At 39.8% G+C, this 22,489-nt stretch carries 22 protein-coding genes and 1 tRNA gene; 14 read left to right on the forward strand and 9 right to left on the reverse strand.

Annotated elements, in window-relative coordinates:
• Nucleotides 1–58 precede the first annotated feature (58 nt).
• Nucleotides 59–3,565, reverse strand: coding sequence for a M1 family aminopeptidase (locus A8B79_RS05140; RefSeq protein WP_235603587.1), 3,507 nt, complete (start codon nt 3,563–3,565; stop codon nt 59–61).
• A gap of 62 nt (nt 3,566–3,627) precedes the next feature.
• Nucleotides 3,628–4,524: an ABC transporter ATP-binding protein gene (locus A8B79_RS05145; RefSeq protein WP_066218915.1), complete on the reverse strand. Its 897-nt coding sequence runs from the start codon at nt 4,522–4,524 to the stop codon at nt 3,628–3,630.
• 209 nt (nt 4,525–4,733) lie between these two features.
• Between A8B79_RS05145 and A8B79_RS05150 the strand changes: the two genes are divergently transcribed.
• Nucleotides 4,734–5,864: a sensor histidine kinase gene (locus tag A8B79_RS05150; protein ID WP_066218917.1), complete on the forward strand. Its 1,131-nt coding sequence runs from the start codon at nt 4,734–4,736 to the stop codon at nt 5,862–5,864.
• Nucleotides 5,861–6,574, forward strand: a complete 714-nt coding sequence (locus A8B79_RS05155; protein WP_066218921.1) for a LytR/AlgR family response regulator transcription factor — start codon at nt 5,861–5,863, stop codon at nt 6,572–6,574. The genes A8B79_RS05150 and A8B79_RS05155 overlap by 4 nt, the downstream gene beginning before the upstream one ends.
• 65 nt (nt 6,575–6,639) lie before the next feature.
• On the opposite strand, the gene A8B79_RS05160 is transcribed toward A8B79_RS05155, so the two are convergent.
• Together A8B79_RS05160 and nth are read right to left on the reverse strand one after the other, a co-directional pair.
• Nucleotides 6,640–6,712 (reverse strand) — tRNA-Gly (locus tag A8B79_RS05160).
• A gap of 240 nt (nt 6,713–6,952) precedes the next feature.
• A complete protein-coding gene (gene nth / locus A8B79_RS05165; protein WP_066218924.1) occupies nt 6,953–7,651 on the reverse strand; it encodes an endonuclease III in 699 nt (232 codons plus the stop codon).
• Between the two features lie 82 nt (nt 7,652–7,733).
• Between nth and A8B79_RS05170 the strand changes: the two genes are divergently transcribed.
• Complete coding sequence (locus A8B79_RS05170; RefSeq protein WP_066218927.1) at nt 7,734–8,987, forward strand: MFS transporter; 1,254 nt, start codon at nt 7,734–7,736, stop codon at nt 8,985–8,987.
• Between the two features lie 41 nt (nt 8,988–9,028).
• Here the strand turns inward: A8B79_RS05170 and A8B79_RS05175 are convergent, their stop codons facing one another.
• From A8B79_RS05175 to A8B79_RS05185, 3 genes are read right to left on the reverse strand one after another with little or no spacing between them, the layout of a single operon-like run.
• Nucleotides 9,029–10,450 (reverse strand): NAD(P)(+) transhydrogenase (Re/Si-specific) subunit beta, encoded by a 1,422-nt coding sequence (locus tag A8B79_RS05175; RefSeq protein WP_066218931.1) that lies wholly within the window; start codon nt 10,448–10,450, stop codon nt 9,029–9,031.
• The gene (locus tag A8B79_RS05180) at nt 10,447–10,737 is read right to left on the reverse strand and encodes an NAD(P) transhydrogenase subunit alpha (RefSeq protein ID WP_066218934.1); all 291 of its coding nucleotides are present in this window, start codon (nt 10,735–10,737) and stop codon (nt 10,447–10,449) included. Before A8B79_RS05180 ends, A8B79_RS05175 begins: the two co-directional genes overlap by 4 nt.
• A gap of 58 nt (nt 10,738–10,795) precedes the next feature.
• Nucleotides 10,796–11,920, reverse strand: coding sequence for a Re/Si-specific NAD(P)(+) transhydrogenase subunit alpha (locus A8B79_RS05185; RefSeq protein ID WP_066218937.1), 1,125 nt, complete (start codon nt 11,918–11,920; stop codon nt 10,796–10,798).
• 194 nt (nt 11,921–12,114) lie between these two features.
• On the opposite strand from A8B79_RS05185, the gene A8B79_RS05190 reads away from it, so the two are divergent.
• From A8B79_RS05190 to A8B79_RS05235, 10 genes are all read left to right on the forward strand, one after another.
• A complete protein-coding gene (locus tag A8B79_RS05190) occupies nt 12,115–12,537 on the forward strand; it encodes a hypothetical protein (RefSeq protein WP_066218940.1) in 423 nt (140 codons plus the stop codon).
• 190 nt (nt 12,538–12,727) lie between these two features.
• Complete coding sequence (trxB, locus tag A8B79_RS05195) at nt 12,728–13,705, forward strand: thioredoxin-disulfide reductase (protein ID WP_066218941.1); 978 nt, start codon at nt 12,728–12,730, stop codon at nt 13,703–13,705.
• Nucleotides 13,696–14,343, forward strand: a complete 648-nt coding sequence (locus A8B79_RS05200; RefSeq protein WP_201118466.1) for a Crp/Fnr family transcriptional regulator — start codon at nt 13,696–13,698, stop codon at nt 14,341–14,343. The genes trxB and A8B79_RS05200 overlap by 10 nt, the downstream gene beginning before the upstream one ends.
• A 115-nt stretch (nt 14,344–14,458) precedes the next feature.
• Nucleotides 14,459–15,025: a YeeE/YedE family protein gene (locus A8B79_RS05205; RefSeq protein ID WP_066218944.1), complete on the forward strand. Its 567-nt coding sequence runs from the start codon at nt 14,459–14,461 to the stop codon at nt 15,023–15,025.
• Nucleotides 15,026–15,037: 12 nt separating this feature from the next.
• On the forward strand, nt 15,038–15,457 hold the full coding sequence (locus A8B79_RS05210) for a YeeE/YedE family protein (RefSeq protein WP_066218946.1): 420 nt from the start codon (nt 15,038–15,040) through the stop codon (nt 15,455–15,457).
• Between the two features lie 22 nt (nt 15,458–15,479).
• The gene (locus A8B79_RS05215; RefSeq protein ID WP_066218949.1) at nt 15,480–16,874 is read left to right on the forward strand and encodes an MBL fold metallo-hydrolase; all 1,395 of its coding nucleotides are present in this window, start codon (nt 15,480–15,482) and stop codon (nt 16,872–16,874) included.
• Nucleotides 16,874–17,632: a sulfite exporter TauE/SafE family protein gene (locus A8B79_RS05220; RefSeq protein WP_066218957.1), complete on the forward strand. Its 759-nt coding sequence runs from the start codon at nt 16,874–16,876 to the stop codon at nt 17,630–17,632. The genes A8B79_RS05215 and A8B79_RS05220 overlap by 1 nt, the downstream gene beginning before the upstream one ends.
• A 25-nt stretch (nt 17,633–17,657) precedes the next feature.
• A complete protein-coding gene (locus A8B79_RS05225) occupies nt 17,658–18,053 on the forward strand; it encodes a rhodanese-like domain-containing protein (RefSeq protein ID WP_066218959.1) in 396 nt (131 codons plus the stop codon).
• 15 nt (nt 18,054–18,068) lie between these two features.
• The gene (locus tag A8B79_RS05230; RefSeq protein ID WP_066218962.1) at nt 18,069–18,881 is read left to right on the forward strand and encodes a sterol desaturase family protein; all 813 of its coding nucleotides are present in this window, start codon (nt 18,069–18,071) and stop codon (nt 18,879–18,881) included.
• Nucleotides 18,882–18,931: 50 nt separating this feature from the next.
• Nucleotides 18,932–19,333, forward strand: a complete 402-nt coding sequence (locus tag A8B79_RS05235; RefSeq protein WP_161485138.1) for a methyltransferase family protein — start codon at nt 18,932–18,934, stop codon at nt 19,331–19,333.
• A 29-nt stretch (nt 19,334–19,362) separates the two neighbouring features.
• On the opposite strand, the gene A8B79_RS05240 is transcribed toward A8B79_RS05235, so the two are convergent.
• Nucleotides 19,363–20,061 carry a CPBP family intramembrane glutamic endopeptidase gene (locus A8B79_RS05240; protein ID WP_066218970.1) on the reverse strand — a complete coding sequence of 233 codons (699 nt, stop codon included), beginning with the start codon at nt 20,059–20,061 and terminating at the stop codon, nt 19,363–19,365.
• An 18-nt stretch (nt 20,062–20,079) separates the two neighbouring features.
• Nucleotides 20,080–20,508 (reverse strand): DUF4342 domain-containing protein, encoded by a 429-nt coding sequence (locus A8B79_RS05245; protein WP_066218973.1) that lies wholly within the window; start codon nt 20,506–20,508, stop codon nt 20,080–20,082.
• Between the two features lie 91 nt (nt 20,509–20,599).
• Here A8B79_RS05245 and A8B79_RS05250 point away from each other — a divergent pair, with 91 nt between their 5' ends.
• Nucleotides 20,600–22,141, forward strand: a complete 1,542-nt coding sequence (locus tag A8B79_RS05250; protein WP_066218976.1) for a YifB family Mg chelatase-like AAA ATPase — start codon at nt 20,600–20,602, stop codon at nt 22,139–22,141.
• Nucleotides 22,142–22,489: the final 348 nt, after the last annotated feature.

The following is a 22,489-nucleotide window of genomic DNA, read 5'->3' on the forward strand; positions in this document are numbered from 1 at the left end:
GTCAAGACAGAGCTATTCTCACAGAAGATGATTGGAGTAAAACCTCAAAAACTCAACACTAATTTAGTTGCAGCCAATTGTCTTGTCGAACCTGATCGGGACGTGTTCCATATGGATCAATACTCACATATTGCGGAAGGGTGTCAATCCGGAACGTTAGCTTTTGTGTTCCGTCGGTAACCTTCATTGGTTCAAGAAATATGGTCTGCTCTTTTGATGCTTTTGAAGGATGAGTGGTAAATAGCCCCACAGGAATGGGCTCATTCATGGAAACCGAAGACTCAATTCCATCTATCGATTCAAATTTAGAAGCATCAATGGTCATGGTAATTTCATAGCTGCCATCGTTAAGTTCGGTATAGTCTAAGTCCTCAACCGAAAGATCATAGGTGATGATTTTCTTAAACCAGTCTTCAATGAGGGAGTGATATTCCACAGGAGTTGCCGCGTACAATTCTTCTAAAAATTCGAGAGAAGTTACAGTTGCATCGATCTCGTTTTTATGTCGTTGCACCAAAGTTTTTAAGATCCGGTTTATTGCTTCTTCGCCAATGAGTTCTTTCAAGGCTACCATCACTATATAGCTTTTGCCATACATCATATAGCGTTCTCCCTGTTCCAAATACAAAGGTTGCTCAGGAGTGGAAGCATAAGAACGACCATTAAAATAGGCACGATTAGCTGTTTCACTCAGTTGAAAAAGCGAAGCCATTCCAAAATGTTTTTCCATGACTACAGCTTCGGTGTATTTGGCAAAACCTTCCACAAAAATAGCTCCTCCGCTTACGTTCTGTGTGCTGAGCATGTGTCCCCACCATTGGTGAGCGACTTCATGAATGGTGCGCTTTGCAATCAGGCTGAAGGCTTCGGGGTCACGTTCATCCACCAGATACAAATTATTTTCCACCATACTGATCATTCCTGAAGCGGCATATCCTCCAAATCTCCAGTAAGAAGGGATTTCAGCTATACGAAGATGATCAAGGTGATAGTCTCCAAATTCCTGTTGAGCATAATCCAGCGTGTGTTTCATGCTATTCATGATGGTGGAATTATTGAAGGCGTGTTCCGAATGGAAATAATGCTCCAGCGTTATTCCTTGATATTTTTCCTGTTCAACTTCATACACTCCGGAGTGATAGCTGATAGCAGGAGCCACCGGATTTTGAGATTTAAACCGATAATAATTCCGATTATTTTCGGTCCATTCCTCTTCAAGACGACCAACGGTTACACCTGTCTGAGAAACGGGTACTGATAGTATTGTTTCGAAATCAACCCGCCCAAATCCGGATTCCATGACATCAAAATCAGCTGCTGAAGGTCGTTCAAATGATTTTCTTGGAAGACCGCGTTTATTCCGTTCGGGGTTATTTCGGATCTCAAGACTTTGAGTATATCCTAGAAACGGACTGAAATCACGGAGGTGTACATAACTGCCGTTATCTACCAGATCATTTCCGGATTGCAGTCCTTTGTGGCTTCCATCTGCAGAAAATTCAAGTCTGACAGTATCTCCGGGTTGTACCGGCGTATCGAATTGAAATTCAAAAATTCCATGTATGGGATCGGTATTCACTAACGTAGCCCGTTCGAGTTTAATTTCAGTGATGGTTTTTTTCTCAATAAACAGCGCCCGGTTTACTACCGAATCACTTTTATTCATGAGCGTGTACACAGCATCAACGGAATAGCTTCTTTCGTCTGGATAAAGTGCTACATCCGTGTAAATGGAAATCGGGTACATCCAATTCACCTCATCAAAGTGTTTATATTTTTTCTCGTAGTCCGCCCGGCGATCCAGGAATTCATCCGAAGAAAGATATTCTGTTTCGATATTGGTTTTGTAGAAGATCATCCCGGAAGTACTGAGAAAAGCCAATCCCAGAACAGCGAGAATGGTCAGCTTTTTGCGTGACCAATTTCTGAATACCTGCTTAGTATGAATCAGAAAGCTTTCAATAATACCTCGTCGCCAACCATGAAGAGCGATGACCGACAAAATGAATCCCAATAGAAGCCAATGCAGAGAGAAGAGATAAAAAACAGAAGCATTGTTGCTCAAACCGGACATATCCGAGAACGTAACCGTTGGCATAGCTCCGACTCTTAGCAGCGGATGTTCAATACCCAGCGTACCTGACAAAGGAGTTGCAAAGGTTACAACGAGCAATCCGGTTATTGCCATTCCAAGATATTTTCCGGGAGAAAGTGATTGGATAAACAGGGCGATCAGAATATAGAAAGCAAGTGGAGCTCCATGAAAATAATACAGCGATAAGTAGGTGCTCAAGTTGAATGTGGGATAGTCCAGCAGCACCTGAAAAATCATTGCAATCACAATTTCGAGTGTTACAAATAACAATGGAATGCACATCAGCACGGAAACTTTCGACCAAAAGAAAGACGCGTTTGAGGCCGGAGTCGCATCAAGGATAAGATGCATATTTTCACTTCGTTCTTTCCAACCCCATTCTCCGCTGAAGAAAATGATCAACATCACACCAAAAATAAAGATGGCAGTGCTGTTTAATCCCGCCAACAAAGCAGTTACCGGATACAGACTTTCAGAATAGCTACCGCCATCAACGAGCCTTGAATAAAATTCGGAGCACATCACAAAAACGATAAAAACGATCATCGCCTGAAAAGGAAGGCTTTTGAACAGTTGCTTAATTCCTATTCTGCTTTGGGAAAAGAAAGAATACCAAAAGGCCTTTTGAGTGAATGGAGAAATATCCAACGGCTGGTAGTTACTATCTGTACTAACATCTTTTAGTTGTATTTGGTCTGATGAAGCCTTTTGCTTTTTTCGCTGCAAAACCCGGAAAGAGAATAATTGGTATGTTGCTCCAAGAATAGCGAATGTGATCCCAATCCATAGTAATCTATTGTACAAGAAATTCCCTGAAAGGGATACTAAGACGCTGTTTTTCTGAAAGGGAGTGAGGTACTGACTTTGCTCCATGAAAGCCGAAACACCAAAGGGATCGCCCAGCGCAGCAATCGTCATATTATCAGTGTGACTTGGTGTTGAACCTGCCAGCATCGGGGAATCAAAATAGAAAGAACACACAAAGTACAATACATAGATTAACAAAGCAGACGCGTAGACCGACATCCTGTTTTTAGTTAAGAGTCCCACAGAAAAAATGAAGCCCGAGCAGATAAATACATTTGGAAGTACGAAGACCAACCAGTTCCAGAAATAGTGAAACAGGTTGAGTGGAGCCAGACGATCGGGGTCAAGGTTCATGATCTGACTTCCGGTAATCATTCCAATTATCAGCGGACTCACTGCAAGCAGACTGAAGATGAAAACCCCGGAAAACCGGCTGATAAAAAATTGATATTTCTGAACACCGGTACTGAAAATGATTTCCTGCATACGATGTGTGCTGTCGCGTAGCACGCCATTAATAACAAAAAACATAATGGCAAAAACGGCTCCCAGAGTAAAAATGGAGGTATAATAGCTGATCTGATAAGGGGCATTGAAGTTGACGAGATCAGGAGCGAAAGCTTGTCCGCCAATTTGTAGTCCGGATATAAAGAAAAGGACCATAGCTGCCGGAAGCGCCCAGAGTTTCCTTTGATAAATAAGTTCGAATTTTAATAACGCAGCAATCATGATACACCCACGGTTTGTTGTTCAGAGTTTGAAACCACTGAGAAATAGAAATCTTCGAGTGTGGGAGCGACGGACTTGAAATCATTTCCCGGAGCGTGATCGGCTAATACATGAATTTGAGTGTTCCCGGCTGCTAGCCTGGTGGAAATAATATGATGAGATTCCCGATAGTTGGATAGTTCAATCGCGGGAATAGTTTTTTTCCAGATTTTACCTTCCAGTGTGCTTACCAGCTCTGAAGGGTTTCCCTGAACTACCAGTGATCCTTTATCAAGAACCGCCATATTCGAGCATAAATTGTAGATATCAGCCACTATATGAGTGGAAAGAATCACAATGATGTTTTCGCCTATTTTGCTGAGCAAGTTCAGGAAGCGATGTCTTTCTTCCGGGTCTAATCCAGCTGTGGGTTCATCCACAATGATGATTTGAGGATTTCCTAATAATGCCTGAGCAATCCCAAATCGCTGTCGCATTCCTCCTGAATAAGTATGAACATGTTTCTTTCGGTGCTCATACAAATTGGTTTGACGCAGTAGCTCCTCTATTTGTCGGCTTCGATCTTTTTTACTTGTGATCCCTTTCAGAACGGCAATGTGATGTAGTAACTCAACCGCAGATATTTTAGGATATACTCCAAACTCCTGAGGCAAATAACCCAAACCTTTTCGTACTATATCGGGATTCTTTTGAATATCGACCCCATTGAACAGGATTTTACCTGAAGATGGAGATTGTAATGTTGCTATGGTTCGCATCAGGGAAGATTTACCGGCGCCATTGGCACCCAATAATCCATACATTCCATTCCGGATAGTTAGTGATACATTGCTTAATGCTTGTACACCGTTAGCATAGATTTTGGAAATATTTTGAATGTCTAATGTGTGCATAATCACGTCTTAATTATTGAATTTTGACGAAATTACGGAGGCTTAATAGCTTTGTTAAGGTGATTAGACGGACAATAAAAATTTTGACATCAACAGTATGAAAACCGTGATGAATCCGGTTCATGTCAAAAAAAGAAGGACTCGTTTCAAAAAACAAACTGTTCAACACGAAGAAGAGTATCAGTGTCTGATTTCACTTATTTTAAGTTATGAATAACATCTTTCGAAAATATCAGGCTTTTGTAATAGGACCGATTATTACTTTTGTATTGATTCTGTTTATGCAGTATATCGACCTGATCAGAGTCCCCGGAAACGCCTGGATCAGCAATACTTTGGGTTTCTTGTTCTATGCGTATTTTATTTCACTGGCCATACATCGCTACCTGAAAAGCGGGGGAAGGATAATTAAGGTAGGCACCGGTTTTTTTGTATTGGTGATGGTGATTTTCAGTATCGGATATTTTACCAGTCAACTTCAGGATAATCCGTTGATGATTCTGCTGATGATCTCATTCTGGCTGATGTTGTTCTATTTCATCCTTCCGGATTTCTTTAAAAAGTATCGTTTCCTGATTTTTGGGCTTTATGGTGGCTCAGCACTATTCTTTTTATATGCCCGATTATTCACAGGTAGCTTTGAACTGTATGAAAGTACTTACAAAATGTGGGCTTTAAGTCTGTTTTTACTACCCATCCCGATATTGATAGCTCTGTGGTTTTATGAACAATGGAAATGGTTCAGAACTTTGAAAGCCGAAAAGGCGGAGGCTGAATTAGCGTTACTGAGGAGTCAGGTTAATCCACATTTCTTTTTTAATACACTGAATAATTTGTATTCGTTGGTGGTTCATCAATCGAAAAAAGCGCCCGAGGTGATTCTCAAGCTTTCGGATATGATGCGCTACACTATTTATGAGGGTAAAAAAGATAAAGTAAGTTTGAAAGACGAGATCGAATATCTGCAAGGCTATATCGATCTGCATAAAATACGATATCAGAAAGAGGTGGACATCCGATTCGAAACTCCTGAAGAAATGGATTTACAGGTAGCACCCTTACTTTTTATCGTACCTCTGGAGAATGCCTTCAAACATGGAGTGGAGTCATTGAGGGATGGAGCGTTTATCCATGCTTCTATCAAAACAGATATTCAAAACGAGAAACTGGTTTTTGAAATCAGTAACAATTTTGAAGAAAAGAACCCGAATTCTGAAAAGGGGATCGGATTGGCAAATCTTAGGCAGCGATTGGAGCTGTTGTACCCCGATCAGCACCAACTTGATATTGTAAAAGGTGAGAACGAATTTAAAATAACACTTCAGCTTAATATGCTATGATCAAATGTATAATTGTTGATGATGAGCCTTTGGCGCATGACCTGGTGACTACATTCTGTAAGAGAATACCTCACTTACAAGTTGTAGCTCAATGCTATGATGCTTTTGAAGCTTTGGAATGGTTAAACTCGAATAATGTCGATCTGATGTTTTTGGATTTACATATGCCTGAACTCAAAGGCTTCGAATTTCTTAGAACGCTCCAAGCTCCTCCCAAAGTGATCGTAACTACAGCTTATAAAGAACATGCTCTTGAAGGGTATGAACTGGCTATAAAAGATTATCTGGTTAAACCCTTTAGCTTTGAACGCTTTTTGAAGGCAGTAAATAAAGCTATCGGAAGCCCTTCCTCAGTTAGTAATAAACAAAACAACAGTGAGGAGAAGGAAGGGCATGTTTCTCGATTTTTTGTGAAAGGAGAGAAAGAACACTATCAAATAAATACGAAAGATATTTTATATGTGGAAGCCAAAGGTAATTACGCCACAATGTTTATGGAAAAGGGAGAAATTTTGGTACATGAAAAGATATCCGGTTTAGAGGAGTTGCTTCCTGAATCTGGATTTCTGCGTGTACACCGGTCATTCATAATTTCCTTAAACAAAATAACTTCGATGAAAGGTGATGTCTTAATTATAGGAAATCATGAAGTTCCTATCGGACAGACTTACAGCAAAGCCATCCGAGAAATAATATTGAACAAAAAATAGTTTCCCAGTATAGATTTAATCTTATAAAAAAAGCCTTCCAGATTATATCTGAAAGGCTTTGTAAGAGCGAGAAACGAGACTCGAACTCGCGACCCCAACCTTGGCAAGGTTGTGCTCTACCAACTGAGCTATTCTCGCATTCAGTAAAATTCGTTTCATTTCTGAAACGGCTTTAAATATAAGGCTGATTTAGATTACAATTCAACCTTAATTTTGAAAAGATTCAACATTTAGCTTGTTTAATATTTCAACTTCATAATATGCGGTCTGACGGCTTGAGTCCGTCTGACCAAAATCCGTTTATGGCATGGAGTATTTCCATCAGACGGGATATCCGTCAGATGGAAATTTCTGATAGTAATCTGTAATTTATATTTCCTAAGATTTTTTTTCCTTATCCCTCATCTTTTGGCACTCACAGTTAATTCCATATTCTTCACAAAGTGGGTGATCCGGAGCAGAAGAAATTCTTGCTTTACAAGGTCCGCGGCCGTGATGTATCATCAGGTGTGAGAGATCAGTCCAGTTTTCCTGAGGAAATAACGCCATAAGATCGCGCTCGATCTTGTCTGTATTTGATTTATGTTTTGTCAATCCAAACCTGTTCGAGAAGCGCTTAACGTGCGTATCAACTACTACACCTTCGTTTATTCCAAATGCATTACCTAGTACAACATTAGCTGTTTTTCGAGCAGCTCCGCGTAGTTTTAGAAGATCATCCATGTTTTGAGGTACTTTGCCATCAAACTCTTCGGCTAAAATTGTAGAGGTTTCTTTTAATGATTTCGCTTTATTTCTGAAGAAACCGGTTGTTCTTACCAGCTCTTCTAGATCTTCAATGGGAGCGTCTTTCATTAATTCCGGAGTTGGATAGAGTTCAAATAATTCAGGAGTTACTTTATTTACCCGAACATCGGTGCATTGCGCACTTAAAATAGTGGCGATCAACAACTCAAAAGGATTTCGGTGATCTAATTCACACTCGGGATTTGGGTAGTAAGTATAAAGCTCATTTAAGATCTTCTGAGCTCGCTCTTTTTGCTTCTTTGTTTTTCGTGGCAGTTTTTGCTTCGACATAAATAGAATTTTCTTTTTCTAAACATAAAGATTGTACCATAGATAAGGAACTTATGTGAAATATAGTTTCTAAATTCCCGCCATGAATTTTTCCGGTAAAAATAATCGTCCTGATATTTACGCATTAATAGCACTGCTTACTTTGATGCTGATCTATATTTGTAGTTTTGTAGACAGACAGATCATTGCGGTGCTTGCATCACAAATAAGAGTAGATCTGAACTTTACAAATACTCAAGTGGGAGTTCTTTACGGACCTGCTTTTTCTCTGGTATATGCTTTCTGTGGAATTTTTATGGGAAGAATGGCAGACCGCTTTTCAAGAAAGTATATAATCCTGTCGGGATTGTTGATCTGGAGTATGATGACATTTGCGAGCGGTTTTGCGAACTCCTTTGCTTTTTTGATCTCGGCAAGATTTGCAATTGGGGTTAGTCAATCTGCATTAAGTCCGTCGGTGTATTCGCTCTTAGCAGATTATTTTAAGCCGAAGCATAGAGCACGAGTGTTTTCTGTGTACGCCTCAGGAATTTTTATTGGAGTGGGACTTTCTTTCTTGATAGGAGGGAGCATTGCTGAAAATTACGACTGGCGGTTTGCATTAAAATCAGTTGGTTTACCGGGAGTTGGGCTAGCAGTTCTGGGCTATTTTTTGTTGAAAGAACCATCTAGAGAAACTACGATAGATTCAGAGTCTTCAGATCAAAGCTTTTTTGAAGTACTCTCATTTATTCTGAAAAAGCCAACGGTTCGTTATCACCTAATGGGATTTTCATTGTTGGCGCTAAGCGGTTATTCCATTTTGGCTTTTATCGGAACCATATTAACAGATGTATTTGAGTCCTCTAACCTGATCAGTAGTTATGGTTGGTTTATGTTTGCTACGGGAGTCAGTGTAAATCTTTCCGGTTGGATGGCTGATAAGTTGGCATTGAAATTCGGTGAAGAAAAGAGATTTATTTCCGGGATTGTAGCAGCACTCGGAGGATTACCATTTTATTTTTTCGGGTTATTCGCTGAAACTGCTCTAATGGGATTGATACTGATCGGAATAGCCAACGTAGTTTCGTCATCCTACAACGGAGTAGCTGCAGCTTTGATTCAGGATTTTGTGGGATCGAAAATGCGCGGTGTTGCCGGATCTGTTTATCTGTTTGTGGTAAGTATAGTTGGATTTGGAATCGGTCCACCGGTAACGGGTTGGTTGATGGATCATATTTTTACCGGATCAAAAGGACCATCTCAAGCTATGTTTTCTGTGTTTCTTGTTTGCGGAATACTGTCTACAGCCTGCTTTTTAAAGGCTATGAAAAGCTACAATGCCGATAAAGTTTAAAAGCTAGATCTGGCATCTATAAGAATCAGCGAAATCAGTGATCAAACATCATTAAGAGCTTCATTCAAAGCTTGCAAGCTTTTCTTTGCATCCCCAAAAAACATCTGATTTTTTTCGGTATAGAATAACGGATTATCAATTCCGGCATAGCCGAAACTCAAACTTCGCTTAAAGACGATCGTTCGCTTGGCTTCATCCACATTCAGAATGGGCATTCCATAAATCGGACTTCCTGGAGAAGTTTTTGCCATTGGGTTGACCACATCATTTGCCCCGATCACCAATACAACATCCGTAGATGCAAATTCAGGATTGATCTGATCCATATCATACAATTGATCATACGGAACATCTGCTTCAGCAAGCAACACATTCATATGTCCGGGCATTCTTCCCGCAACCGGATGAATTCCATACTTCACCTGTACTCCACGTTCTTCTAGTTTAGTAGCTACTTCTTTTATGATATGCTGAGCCTGAGCAACCGCCAATCCGTAACCGGGCACAATTACAACCTTAGAGGCGTATGCAACCTGAATGGCGAGATCCGTTGCAGAAGTTTCACGAACTGTTTTGTCTCCATCAGAACCGGAAACTTGACCGGAAGAAGAGTCTCCTCCAAAACTTCCAAATACTACATTGAATAGAGAGCGATTCATCGCTTTACACATGATCTGAGTTAGAATCAATCCCGCAGCTCCCACCAAGGCACCGGAAACGATGAGCAAATTGTTACCGAGTACAAAACCAGCCATAGAAGCGGCAAGTCCGGAGTAAGAATTTAATAATGAGATCACTACCGGCATATCGGCTCCACCAATCGGGATCACCGAAGTGATTCCTATCAAAAGTGACAAACTCAAAATGATCCAGAATACCGTTTGATTTGCTGGATCATAAGTAAAAACACCGATCAGGACTACCACTCCAATCATGGAAGCAATGTTGATAAAATTCAATCCCGGAAAGGTAATTGCATTTCCTGAAATGAATCCTTTCAGTTTTCCAAAAGCCACAAAACTCCCTGTTAATGTCAGAGAACCAATGAAAATACTGAGTCCGGTCGTAACCAAACTCGAATTTCCCATCACAGAAGGATCAGCAAATTTACTGAGTTCACCCCAAGCAACTAAAGCAGAAGCACCGCCACCAAATCCATTAAAAACTGCTACTAGTTCCGGCATGGCTGTCATAGCAACTTTTTTAGCCAAAATTATCCCGATCAAACTTCCGATCAGTACTCCGGCTATTATCCATTCAAAAGAAACAATTTGCTGATCAAAAAGAGTAACAATAATTCCGATCAACATTCCTGTTGCGGCAAGCTGATTTCCTTTTCGGGCAGTAGCAGGAGATCCAAGTAATTTCAATCCGCGAATAAAAAAAGCAGTAGCGATGAGATAAATTAACTGAATCGCATCGGGCAAATATGTAACGATATAATCCGGAAGAAACTGACTCATTTGTCATCTCCCTTTTTCTTGAACATCTCAAGCATTCGGTCGGTTACCATAAATCCGCCGACTACATTTATTGTAGCGAAAATAATTGCCGCCACACCAAGAATCTGAGTAAGTAATCCGCCTTCGCCACCGGTAACAATAAGCGCTCCTACAATGGTGATTCCTGAAATTGCATTAGCTCCCGACATCAAAGGGGTATGCAAAGTTGGAGGCACTTTCGAGATCAACTCAAAGCCAATAAAACAGGCGAGAACGAAAATGAATAAAGAAAAAATGAGTATGGACATATTGAATGAATTAGGAACATTTGAATTAGGAATATGCAGCCTATTCCTAATTCGTAATTCAATTATTCTTAATTAATGGTGAAATAATTTCGCCATTGTGGGTTATCGTTGTGTTTAGTAGAATTTCATCTTCAAAATCGAAGTTTGGTTCGCCATCTTTTAACAGCAAATTCAAAAGAGCCAGCATATTTTTTGCATAAAGCGTACTTGCATGGTTTGCCAGTTGACTTGGAAGATTTATAGGTCCAACGATCTTGACTTCATTAACAACTTGAGTTGTTCCCGCTTCCGTAAGCTCGCAATTCCCTCCATTTTCAGCAGCAAGATCAACAATTACAGAACCGGGCTTCATATCAGCTACCATTTCTTTGGTGATCAAAAGCGGAGCCGGTCGTCCTGGAATCAATGCTGTGGTTATAATGATATCCGATTTTTTTGCATGCTGATGGATCAGTTCACGCTGCTTTAGCTTGTCATCTTCCGTGAGTTCTTTTGCGTATCCTCCTTTGGTTTCTGTTTCTTCATCAGATAATTCCACTTCGATAAATTTAGCACCCAAACTTTCTACCTGTTCTTTAACTGCAGGTCGAACGTCAAAGGCTTCAACAACGGCACCCAGTTTTCTGCATGTTGCAATGGCTTGTAATCCGGCAACTCCTGCTCCAAGAATCAGTGTTTTGGATGGAGGAATGGTCCCAGCCGCTGTCATCATCATTGGGAAATATTTATCGAGTTCATTAGCTGCGATCAGGGACGCTTTGTATCCGGCAATGGAGCTCATGGAAGAAAGAGCATCCATATTCTGAGCTCTGGAAATTCTTGGGATGGCATCCATTCCTAAAGCAGAAATATTCAATTCCAACAATCTGGAAACCAGCTCAGGATTCTGAAGTCCCCAAATAAAGGAGACCAGAACAGCGCCTTTCTTTAACTTACTAAGGTCTTCATCTGATGGTGTCTGTACTGAAAGTAAAATATCCGCTTTTGTGAGTAACTCTTCTTTAGAATCGATGATAACAGCTCCGGCATCCTTATAAGTGTCATCTCGAAAATTAGAAGGCAGACCGGCATCTTTTTCAATCCATATTTGAATGTCTTCATTATTAAGTTGACGAACTACATCAGGCGAAAGAGCTACTCTTTTCTCATGTTCTGAAGTTTCTCTAAGTACTGCTATAATCAATTGTTCCCTCCGTTAGGTATTAGAACATAGTAAATTAGAATGTTAGTGCCAATAAGTTAAAACCAGAGTGTTTAATAAATTGGAGTTTTAGTAGTTTTAATCAACTTTTAAATTATCAAAAGTGACAGTGATAAAAAGTTGTATACTTTAGAAGTCTTAACTGCCGTTTAGAAGAAAATTTCATATCTCAAAAAATGACGAGATCTTATAACCTGATTACAGTAATTATATTAGTATTAGTTTTTAATACTTCATGTGACAACAGCTCCGACCCGGCGGTATTTCCGAAGGATTTTCGAAATGTGATATGGGAACTAACGGAAGATGACTCAACCAATACCTACATGGAGTTTTTCGCTATAGATGTGGAAGTGACGAACACCTATACTTTTGATGATGAATGCTACGCAACAGAAAAGGCAAAACTTATTGCCATAAGTGAAGCAGGCGGGTATTTTGTGCAAGAAATTTCCGGCGGTGAATTTTTTAATTCTTCAGCTTTTATAAAAAGAGAATCAGATGAATTATGGGTGAGCGGAGTGCCAAGCTTCGAACCAAAAGATATATACCAGATTTCTAATCGCACAAAAGATTCGTTTGAGCCGGTTTGTAATTAATGCGCAAGATTACAAAGAATGATCGAATTCTCTCTTATTTCCCATGATTGATCTTGTACGCTAACTCATTACTCAATATTTGAGATAGCAATACAGTTTTTATTCTGACTATAAGGTGTATAGAAATATTCGAGTAATACATACTCTTAATTTTTTGTACTTTTTGTCATCATAAAATTTAAGAGATCATATGGAAGACATCGCAGATAAAACATTTCAAGTAGTTATAGTTGGTAGCGGACCGGCAGGATTAACAGCAGCACTTTACGCTGCCAGAGCAGATCTAAACCCTTTAGTATTTGAAGGACCGGAGCCTGGCGGACAGCTGATGACTACTACTGATGTAGAAAATTTTCCGGGTTACCCTGATGGAGTGATGGGACCTCAAATGATGGATGATTTTCGTCAACAGGCTACTAAATTCGGAGCAGATTGTCGTTATGGATATGTAACGGAAATCGACTTTGAGTCCCGACCTTACAAAATGGTAGTTGATGAAAAGACAGAAATAAAAGCACATACCATTATCATTTCTACGGGCGCTTCTGCAATGTGGCTTGGTTTGGAAAGCGAAACCAGACTAAGAGGAAAAGGTGTTTCTGCTTGTGCTACATGTGACGGAGCTTTTTTCAGAAATCAGCATGTAATTATTGTTGGTGGTGGAGATACAGCGATGGAAGAAGCTACTTTCCTTACCAAGTTTGCAAGTAAAGTAACCGTTGTTCACAGAAGAGATGAACTGCGTGCATCAAAAGCTATGCAAGCACGGGCTTTCGAAAATGAGAAGATCGAGTTCATGTGGGACAGTGAAGTAGAAAAAGTATTAGGTGAGCAAGTCGTGGAAGGTGTGAACATCAAAAACAGAAATACCGGTGAAATTACTACACTGGATGATGTGACTGGAGTATTTATCGCGATCGGGCATAAGCCAAATACAGATCTCTTCAAAGGTGTACTTACAATGGATGATGTTGGATATATCCAAACCAAAGGACAATCCACAAAAACGGATCTTCCGGGAATTTTTGCTTGCGGAGACGCTATGGATTCATTCTATCGCCAAGCAGTAACTGCTGCAGGCACAGGGTGTAAAGCTGCATTAGATGCGGAGCATTATTTAAGTAATGAACTCAGCAAAGAAGCTATTGCAGAAGAGCATTGGAAGTAAATAATTCCGTGCAGGAAAATCTTCGATCAATATTATCTGAAGCGGGAATAGAGGATGAACTGGTTCAGGAAATCCAGAAAGTCGGTTTTCCTAAAACAGCCCGCTCCGGAGAACTGATCATAACTCCCGGAAGTACTTCCATGCATATGCCAATTGTGCTTGAAGGATTGTTAAGTGTGGTTAGGCAAGACGAAAAAGCCAATGAAATACTTCTCTATTATTTAGAAGGAGGAGAAACTTGTGCGATGTCTCTGGCGTGTTGCATTGAAGGCAAAAGAAATGATTTCAAAGTAACGGCTGAAGATAATTCTGTTCTTTGGATGATTCCTATGAATTATATGGACGAATGGATTCAGAACTACAGATCTTTCAGAAAATATGTATTCAGCTCCTATCAAACTCGTTTTGATGAATTACTTGAAACCATCGACAGCATAACATTTCTTAATTTGTATGACCGATTGTATAAGTATCTGTTAGACAAAAAGCAGGCAACGAAATCTTACGAGATTCATATGTCTCACGAGCAAATTGCTCAACATTTAAATACTTCCAGAGTTGTTGTATCCCGCCTTTTAAAACAACTGGAAAATGAAGGGAAAATAGAATTGGAGAGAAACCGGATTTCCATTCTTTAACCTCAAAGCGCCTCTCTAAAACAATTATCATTAATCTCATTGTTTGTAACTAATGTTACAGAGTGTGGTTGTTTATTTGTGGATCTTATTTCCATAACAAAAAGATATTCAAACAATGGAATTAATAGAATTTTTAAGACAACCATGGCCGTGGTACGTGGCCGGACCTTTGATCGGGTTAATAGTACCAATCTTATTAATAGCGGGAGGGAAACTTTTTGGGGTCTCTGCGAATTTACGTCACGCTTGTGCAGCTTGTGTACCCGGAGATATCGAGTTTTTCAAATACGACTGGAAAAAATCAGGAAAATGGAATCTGGTATTTGTAGCAGGAACCATATTGGGCGGTTTTATTGGAGGATGGCTTTTAAGTAATCCCGATCCAATCAATATTTCTGCACAAACCATCACAGACTTAAAAGCTTTGGGAATTTCAGATTTTTCCGGAATGCTGCCATCTGATGTTTTTAACTGGGAAAATGTAGCAAGTACTCAGGGTATTATCTTGATGATAGTCGGTGGTTTTTTAGTAGGATTCGGTGCCCGTTACGCCGGTGGATGTACATCAGGTCATGCAATAACCGGACTTGCTGATCTGCAATTGGCATCATTACTGGCAGTTATAGGTTTCTTTGCCGGTGGATTGTTTATCACCTATGTCATCTACCCATTTATATTTTAATCGAACTTAGACATGAAGAATTATATAAAATATTTACTAGCAGGAATTTTCTTTGGAATCGTATTGATAAAATCTGAAGTAGTGTCCTGGTTCAGAATTCAGGAAATGTTTCGGTTCGATTCATTCCACATGTACGGCATAATCGGATTGGGAGTTGTAGTAGCTATGATCTCCATCCAAATTATAAAGAGAAAGAACATCAAAGATATGGAAGGGAATGCAATTACGATTCCGCCAAAAGATCCAAAACAAGTTACCCGATATCTTATAGGAGGAACACTATTCGGATTTGGATGGGCATTGACTGGAGCTTGTCCGGGACCATTATTCTCACTTGCAGGAGCCGGATACAGTATTATGATCGTTCCAATCTTAAGTGCTTTAGCAGGTACTTGGGTGTACGGAAAGATCAGACCGTCACTCCCTCATTAATTAATCTTCAAACAACAGAATTATGTATTTCAAACAATTATTTGACAAAAAATTAGCACAGTATGCATATATAATCGGATGCCAGAAGAATGGAGAAGCGATTGTAATTGATCCGATGAGAGATATAGATCAGTATCAGGAAATTGCAGCTTCGGAAGGACTGAAGATCACTCATGCTACTGATACACACATTCATGCAGACTATGTTTCCGGTTTAAGAGAATTTGCTGAAAAAGGAGTAAAAATTATCGCCTCTGATGAAGGAGATAAAGACTGGAAATACGAATGGCTGAACGGAAGTGAATATAACTATGAGCTCGTTAAGAACGGAGATTCATTCAGTATTGGTAATATTAAATTTGATGTTATTCATACTCCGGGACATACACCGGAATCAATCAGTTTTTTGGTAACAGATGGCGCTCTTACTGACGAACCAATGGGGATTTTAACCGGTGATTTTGTTTTTGTAGGTGATGTTGGCCGCCCTGATCTTTTAGAAACTGCAGCCGGTGAAAAAGGAAATATGAAACCGTCTGCACAAACACTATATAAGTCGGTTGAAAAATTCAAAGATCTTCCGGAATACTTACAAGTGTGGCCTGCACATGGCTCAGGAAGCGCCTGCGGTAAAGCGTTGGGAGCAGTCCCCGAATCTACTGTTGGATATGAAACTCGTTTCAGTCCCGCATTTAAAGCTGCTGTAGATGAAGAATCATTTGTGGATTTTATTCTGGACGGACAGCCGGAACCTCCTCTTTATTTTGGGAGGATGAAAAAGCTGAATAAAGTTGGTCCTTCTGTACTAGGGTCACCAATCGAGCTTCCGAAAAAAGTAAGTATTCAGGAAATGGTTGACAACGACATCACTATAATTGATACAAGAGCTAAACATGATTTTGCAAGTTCTCATCTTGAAGGCTCGATAATGGCTTCTTTTGATAAAAACTTTAATACGATAGCCGGTTCTTTTCTTGATGGAGAAGATGAATTTTACCTCATCATAGATCAGGATAATCTTCAGGAAGCTGTCAATGATCTGGCTAATGTAGGATTAGATAAATGCATAGGGTTTGCAACGTATAACGACCTTGAAAGCTGGAACGGTGAAATAGAATCTACCAATTCAACAGATTTTGAAGGATTATCAAAGCAGATGAATAATAGTAATATTCAAGTGTTGGACGTAAGGAAGGCAACGGAGTATTCAACGGGACATATTCCCGGATCCATCAATATTGCACACACACGATTAGCTGCAAATCTGGATAAAATTCCTCATGATAAAACGATAGCAGTTCATTGTGCAAGTGGACAAAGAGCTTCTTACTCCATTTCTCTATTGAAAAGTAAAGGATTCGATGTAATATGGGTGGATGATTTGTTCAAAAATTGGAAATCTGAGGTGCAAGCATAATGACTCTATCCTGGATTGGGGCTTTATTGGTCGGACTTTCATTAGGTTTGATGGGTTCCGGAGGATCGATCCTCACAGTCCCCATTCTGATCTATATTTCCGGAGAACCTGAAAAAGCTGCTATCGCTGAATCATTGGGGATAGTTGGGTTTATCAGTTTAATAGCATCCATTCCATACGCATTAAAAAAGCAGGTTAACTGGAGAAATGTAATCCTGTTCGGGATTCCGGGCATGGCGGGGACTTACGGCGGCGCTTATGTTGCTGGTTTTGTATCAAGTACATTTCAACTAATGCTGTTTTCGTTTGTGATGATTCTGGCAGCGGTGCTGATGCTCAGAAATAAAAAGATCACCGATGTTGATCAATCTCTTGCCAAGCAACAAAAATGGTGGCTTATTGCACTGGAAGGAGTCGTAGTTGGTGTGCTTACAGGATTAGTAGGAGTAGGCGGAGGATTTTTGATTGTACCTGCGTTAGTTATATTAGGTGGATTACCCATGCATGTGGCGATTGGAACTAGTTTGGTAATAATTGCTTTAAAAAGTTTTAGTGGATTCTATAAGTATTTTGAAGTTCTGGAATCCGTAAATCAACAAATAAACTGGGAATTGGTTTTAATTTTCAGCTTGATCGGTGCAGTGGGAAGTTTCGTCGGGAAAATTGTTGGATCTAAAATAAGCGGTGAAAAGCTGAAGAAAGGTTTTGCGATATTTCTTCTTTTCATGGGAGTTTATATAATTTATATGAACGTTTAATCTGAATTAATTATTTATTGAAGAGATGAAAAAATCAGTACTGATATTACTTGTTGGAATAGTTTTAGCTTCAGCATATGCACTGATCTATTTTCAAAAAGAGCGAGAGCTGCATGCTATTTCTTCTGAGCAGGCAATAGAAAATAAAGCTCAGGTCGAGGGAATCATAATCGATGTTAGAACCGAACGGGAGTACGAAAATGGAAGTTTAAAAGGGGCTCTTGTGGGTTACAACTTAACTTCGGGTGAATTCGAAGAAAAACTCGATTCATTAGATAAATCCAAAACCTATTATCTGTATTGTGCTTCAGGCAACCGAAGTGGGAAAGCAGCCGAAATAATGAAGGAAAACGGTTTTGAAAATGTACACAACCTTGGCGGCTACAATGATCTGGTAGAAGCCGGCTTCGAAAAGAAGTAATCTCATTTATTCTATATGCAAGCATTAATGGATCTGCTAAACCAAACTCAAACCGCAGTAGCGGTAATAGGATTGGTTGCGCTTCTGCTCTATGAACATGCTCATCCATTTTTTGATTTTTTTAAAGATTCCGGGAAACAGCGCTGGAAACATTTACTCAGAAATGCATCTCTTGGAATAGTAAATGCAGCGATTACCTCATTCCTTTTTGTGGGGATTTGGTTGTGGGCTTCCAATTGGGCAAATACCAACGACTTCGGAATTTTGAATTGGCTTGCTTTGCCGTCATGGGCTCATGTATTCGGTGCTGTTTTATTGATGGATACATGGACGTATTTCTGGCATGTGATGAATCATCGTATTCCATTCTTTTGGAAATTTCACCGTGTTCATCACTCTGATCCGAATATGGATGTGACTACTGCAAACCGATTTCATACAGGAGAGATCATCTTCTCATCTATTTTCAGAACCGGAATTATCGTATTGATCGGATTACATATCTGGGAATTACTGGTGTATGAAATTCTGCTCATCATCGTTGTTCAGTTTCATCATGCAAATATCGGAGTGCCGGAAAAGCTGGACAGATTTCTAAGAATGTTTATCGTAACTCCGGCCATGCACAAGGTTCATCACTCCAGGAAGCAATCAGAAACGGACTCTAACTACAGTTCGTTATTTTCGTTCTGGGATAGGATCTGTAAAACGTTCAATCTGAATAACGATCCTCATTCTATACACATCGGTTTGGATGAATTCGATTCCGAAGAAGATCAAAAGGTAAAGGGATTGTTCTGGATGCCGTTTAAGAAGACAGACAAATAATGAAGCTCAAAGTCCCACCCGTTATAGTAGTTGCAATCACTATATTTTTAATGTGGGTAATCGATAGATATCTGTCAGTGGAATTTCTTGCATTTAATGCTCCGAAATGGATCATTATTTTGACCTCAATACTTGGAATAGTTTGTATTGCGCTGGGAGTTATTCAGTTTTCTGTAAAGAAGACAACAGTAAATCCCCATAAACCGCAGGACTCTACTTCTTTGGTCAGTTCCGGAATCTATAGCATAAGCAGAAACCCAATGTATCTCGGAATGTTGATCTTGCTTGTGTTCTATGGTCTGTTTTTGGGCGATGGACTTGTATTTCTGATGCTTCCGGTATTCATTTGGTACATGAATTCATTCCAGATCAAGCCAGAAGAAGAGATGATGATTGAACTATTTGGAGATGAGTACAAAGATTATCAAAAAAAGGTAAGACGCTGGATGTGAATCACTAGCCAAAAGGAATATGATAAAACCTATTCTTCATTTTTATTCTCATTATATAAGTATCGAACAAAGAAGTAAGTAATAATGCTCGGAGCTAATCCTTTGGTAAACTGAAAAATAAAGTTGAGCCAATCATTTGAAATCGGAACCAAAGAAATCTGTTGAAAGAGAAGTTCGCCGTAAGGCTGATTATCCAGAAAAAGAGTAGATATAAAGTTCCAACCAACATGGAGTCCTAAAGCAAGAAAAATGGAGTTGGTTTTAAAATAAGAATAAGCCCAAACCGCTCCTGATGCGCCGGTAATAACGAATATGTAAACCATCGGAACCAGTCCCGCTCCAAACATACCATATGAAAACCAATGATACACCCCGAATAGAATTGCTGAACTTAAGATGGCTGCTTTATTATTAAATCTGCTGGCAAGAATATAAAGTGCGGCCCCTCGAAATAGAAGATCTTCGGTTAAAGCTGATTTAAGATGATACCACAGCGAACCAAAAATATGAGATAAACTGATGTTGGTTTTTAATTCCCACACAGTAGATAAAACATATGTTTCGGTCAGAATTAAAATGCTTTGAATAATACTTATAAATCCAAAACCCAATAAGAACTGAATTGATCTTTCGGAAACAGGAGTAAATCCTAATACAGATAAACTCTTTTTTTCAAGTAAAAATAAAAGGAGCCAAGAGGCTCCTAAAATTATAAGTATTCCAATCACGTATCAGCTAATCTGAAGTTATTTCTTCTTTTTCTTGCCTACAGTTTTTTCTTCCTTCTCTTCTGTTTCCTCAGCCTTAGCTTCTTCTGTATTTTCTTCTTCCTCATCTTCGTCTTCGGTGATCTCGATCACTTCCGCATCCACAGAATAATCGTCGTCTTCAGGATCTACTTCTTTTTCAACTAAGATCTGGTAGTCGTTGATGAACATGGCAAACATCCCGATGGCAGAAATAACCGGAGCCATTGCTCCAACAAGTGCAGCGCCTCCAACTCCAAATGCCAACTGAGTCTGAAAAACAACTTCGCCTTCTTTATTCTTGATGATAAGTTTTCGGGCACTTCCTTCCTTTATCAATTCACGGATAGAACTAATCACTTCGTTCACTCCGCCCTGTATCTCTTCGTAGACACGTTTAGCCTTGGATTTTGCTTCTTCTTTCTTCATGATATGTGTGATTTATGAAAATTTTTGTAAGGAATAGCTTCCGAACTTGTCTTACTACGCAGAACAATAAAAAAAGATACAGAATAATAATATGCTAGCCAGAGTATTTTGCGCATCCACAGTTGGTGTTGATGCGCGCATCATAGACGTAGAAACTCATCACACAAACGGAATGCCGAAATTCTTTTTGGTTGGATTGCCGGACCGTGCAGTGAGTGAATCCAGAGACCGGGTGGAAGCAGCCATCAGAAACACAGGTTCATATTATCCCTTGGGTAGGATCACCGTAAATCTTGCTCCCGCCGATCTTCCGAAAGAAGGAAATGCTTTTGATCTGCCTATAGCAATCGGTTTGCTGCGGATGTCAGGACAGATCTACACCGAGAAACTGGAAGAAACAGTTATGCTCGGTGAATTATCACTGGATGGAAAGATCCGACCTATTAAAGGAGTTCTTCCGGTTGCGGTGGAAGCCAAGAAGCAGGGTTTCCAATATTTGGTGGTTCCTAAAGAAAATGGAGCTGAAGCAGCAGTGGTAGAAGGAATAGAGATCTTTGCTTTTGATCATATAAATCAGGTTAAAGATTGGTTGGAAAATCGTGGATCGATGGATCCGCTGGAAGTAGATGTGAAATCTTTTTTCAATAATAACGGTCAGTCAAAGATTTTAGATTTCTGTGATGTGCGCGGACAGGAAAATGTGAAGCGAGGTTTAGAAATTGCAGCAGCAGGTGGGCATAATGCCATTATGGTCGGTCCACCCGGTTCAGGGAAAACAATGATGGCACGGAGAATTCCGACTATTTTACCTCCGCTTTCTTTAGAAGAAGCTTTGGAAACGACAAAGATCCATTCTGTGTCAGGGATTTTAGATGGAGGGAAAGCCTTGATCACTTCCCGTCCATTTCGGGCTCCACATCATACCGTTTCAGATGTTGCACTAGTCGGTGGTGGAAGTATCCCTATGCCGGGAGAAATTTCGATGTCACATAACGGAGTTTTGTTTCTGGATGAACTCCCAGAATTCAAACGAAGTGCTTTGGAAGTGATGCGTCAGCCACTGGAAGATGGATTTGTCTCTATTTCAAGAGCCAGAATGAGTGTGACCTATCCAAGCCGTGTGATGTTAGTTGCTTCAATGAACCCTTCTCCATCCGGAGATTGGTATGATGCTCAGGATATGAACGGAGCTTCTTCATTAGCGATGCAACGGTATTTGGGTAAGATAAGTGGTCCGCTTTTGGATCGAATCGATCTGCATATTGAAGTGAACAAGGTGAGTTATGATGAGTTGTCCGGGAAAGCAAAAGGGGAATCATCCCAAGAAATAAGAGAACGAGTAGTTAAAGCGAGAGAAGTTCAAACCAAACGATTCTTTGGGTTGAAGTCGGTGTATTCCAATGCACAAATGAATACCAGGATGGTTCGTAAAGTGTGCAAGCTGGATGATGCGGGTTCAGAAATCTTAAAGAAAGCAATTACATCGTTGGGACTTTCAGCCCGGGCTTACGACAGAATCCTAAAAGTCTCCAGAACTATTGCGGATCTGGATCACTCAGAGAATATAAAACCAAATCATATTGCAGAAGCGATCCAATATCGAAGCTTAGACAGAGAAGGGTGGCTTGGCTAGTTAAATCCCAAATATCAAAACCCAAATAACAAGTAAGCCTTTGGAATTTGATATTTGTTTACTGGGATTTGTATCTCTTCGCATGTTTATGCGGTGCGATAGATGAAACAATTTAATTATTTAAAGGTTAAGGGTAATAACAACTCAATGTGTAACAAAGTAAACAAGTATGAGAATGGAGGCAGTTATGAACAGTGAAAGATATACTTATTCGAAAAGTGGGCTTGTATTCGCACTGCCTGTTCTTATTATTATTCTTTATTTCTTGTTAACGATCTAACAGTTGATTTCAGTTAATTAATTGGATAAGCTTTCAGCCCTTTTAATAATTAAAATTAAGTGCTGAAC

The organism is Balneola sp. EhC07, assembly GCF_001650905.1.
GTDB lineage: Bacteria > Bacteroidota > Rhodothermia > Balneolales > Balneolaceae > Balneola.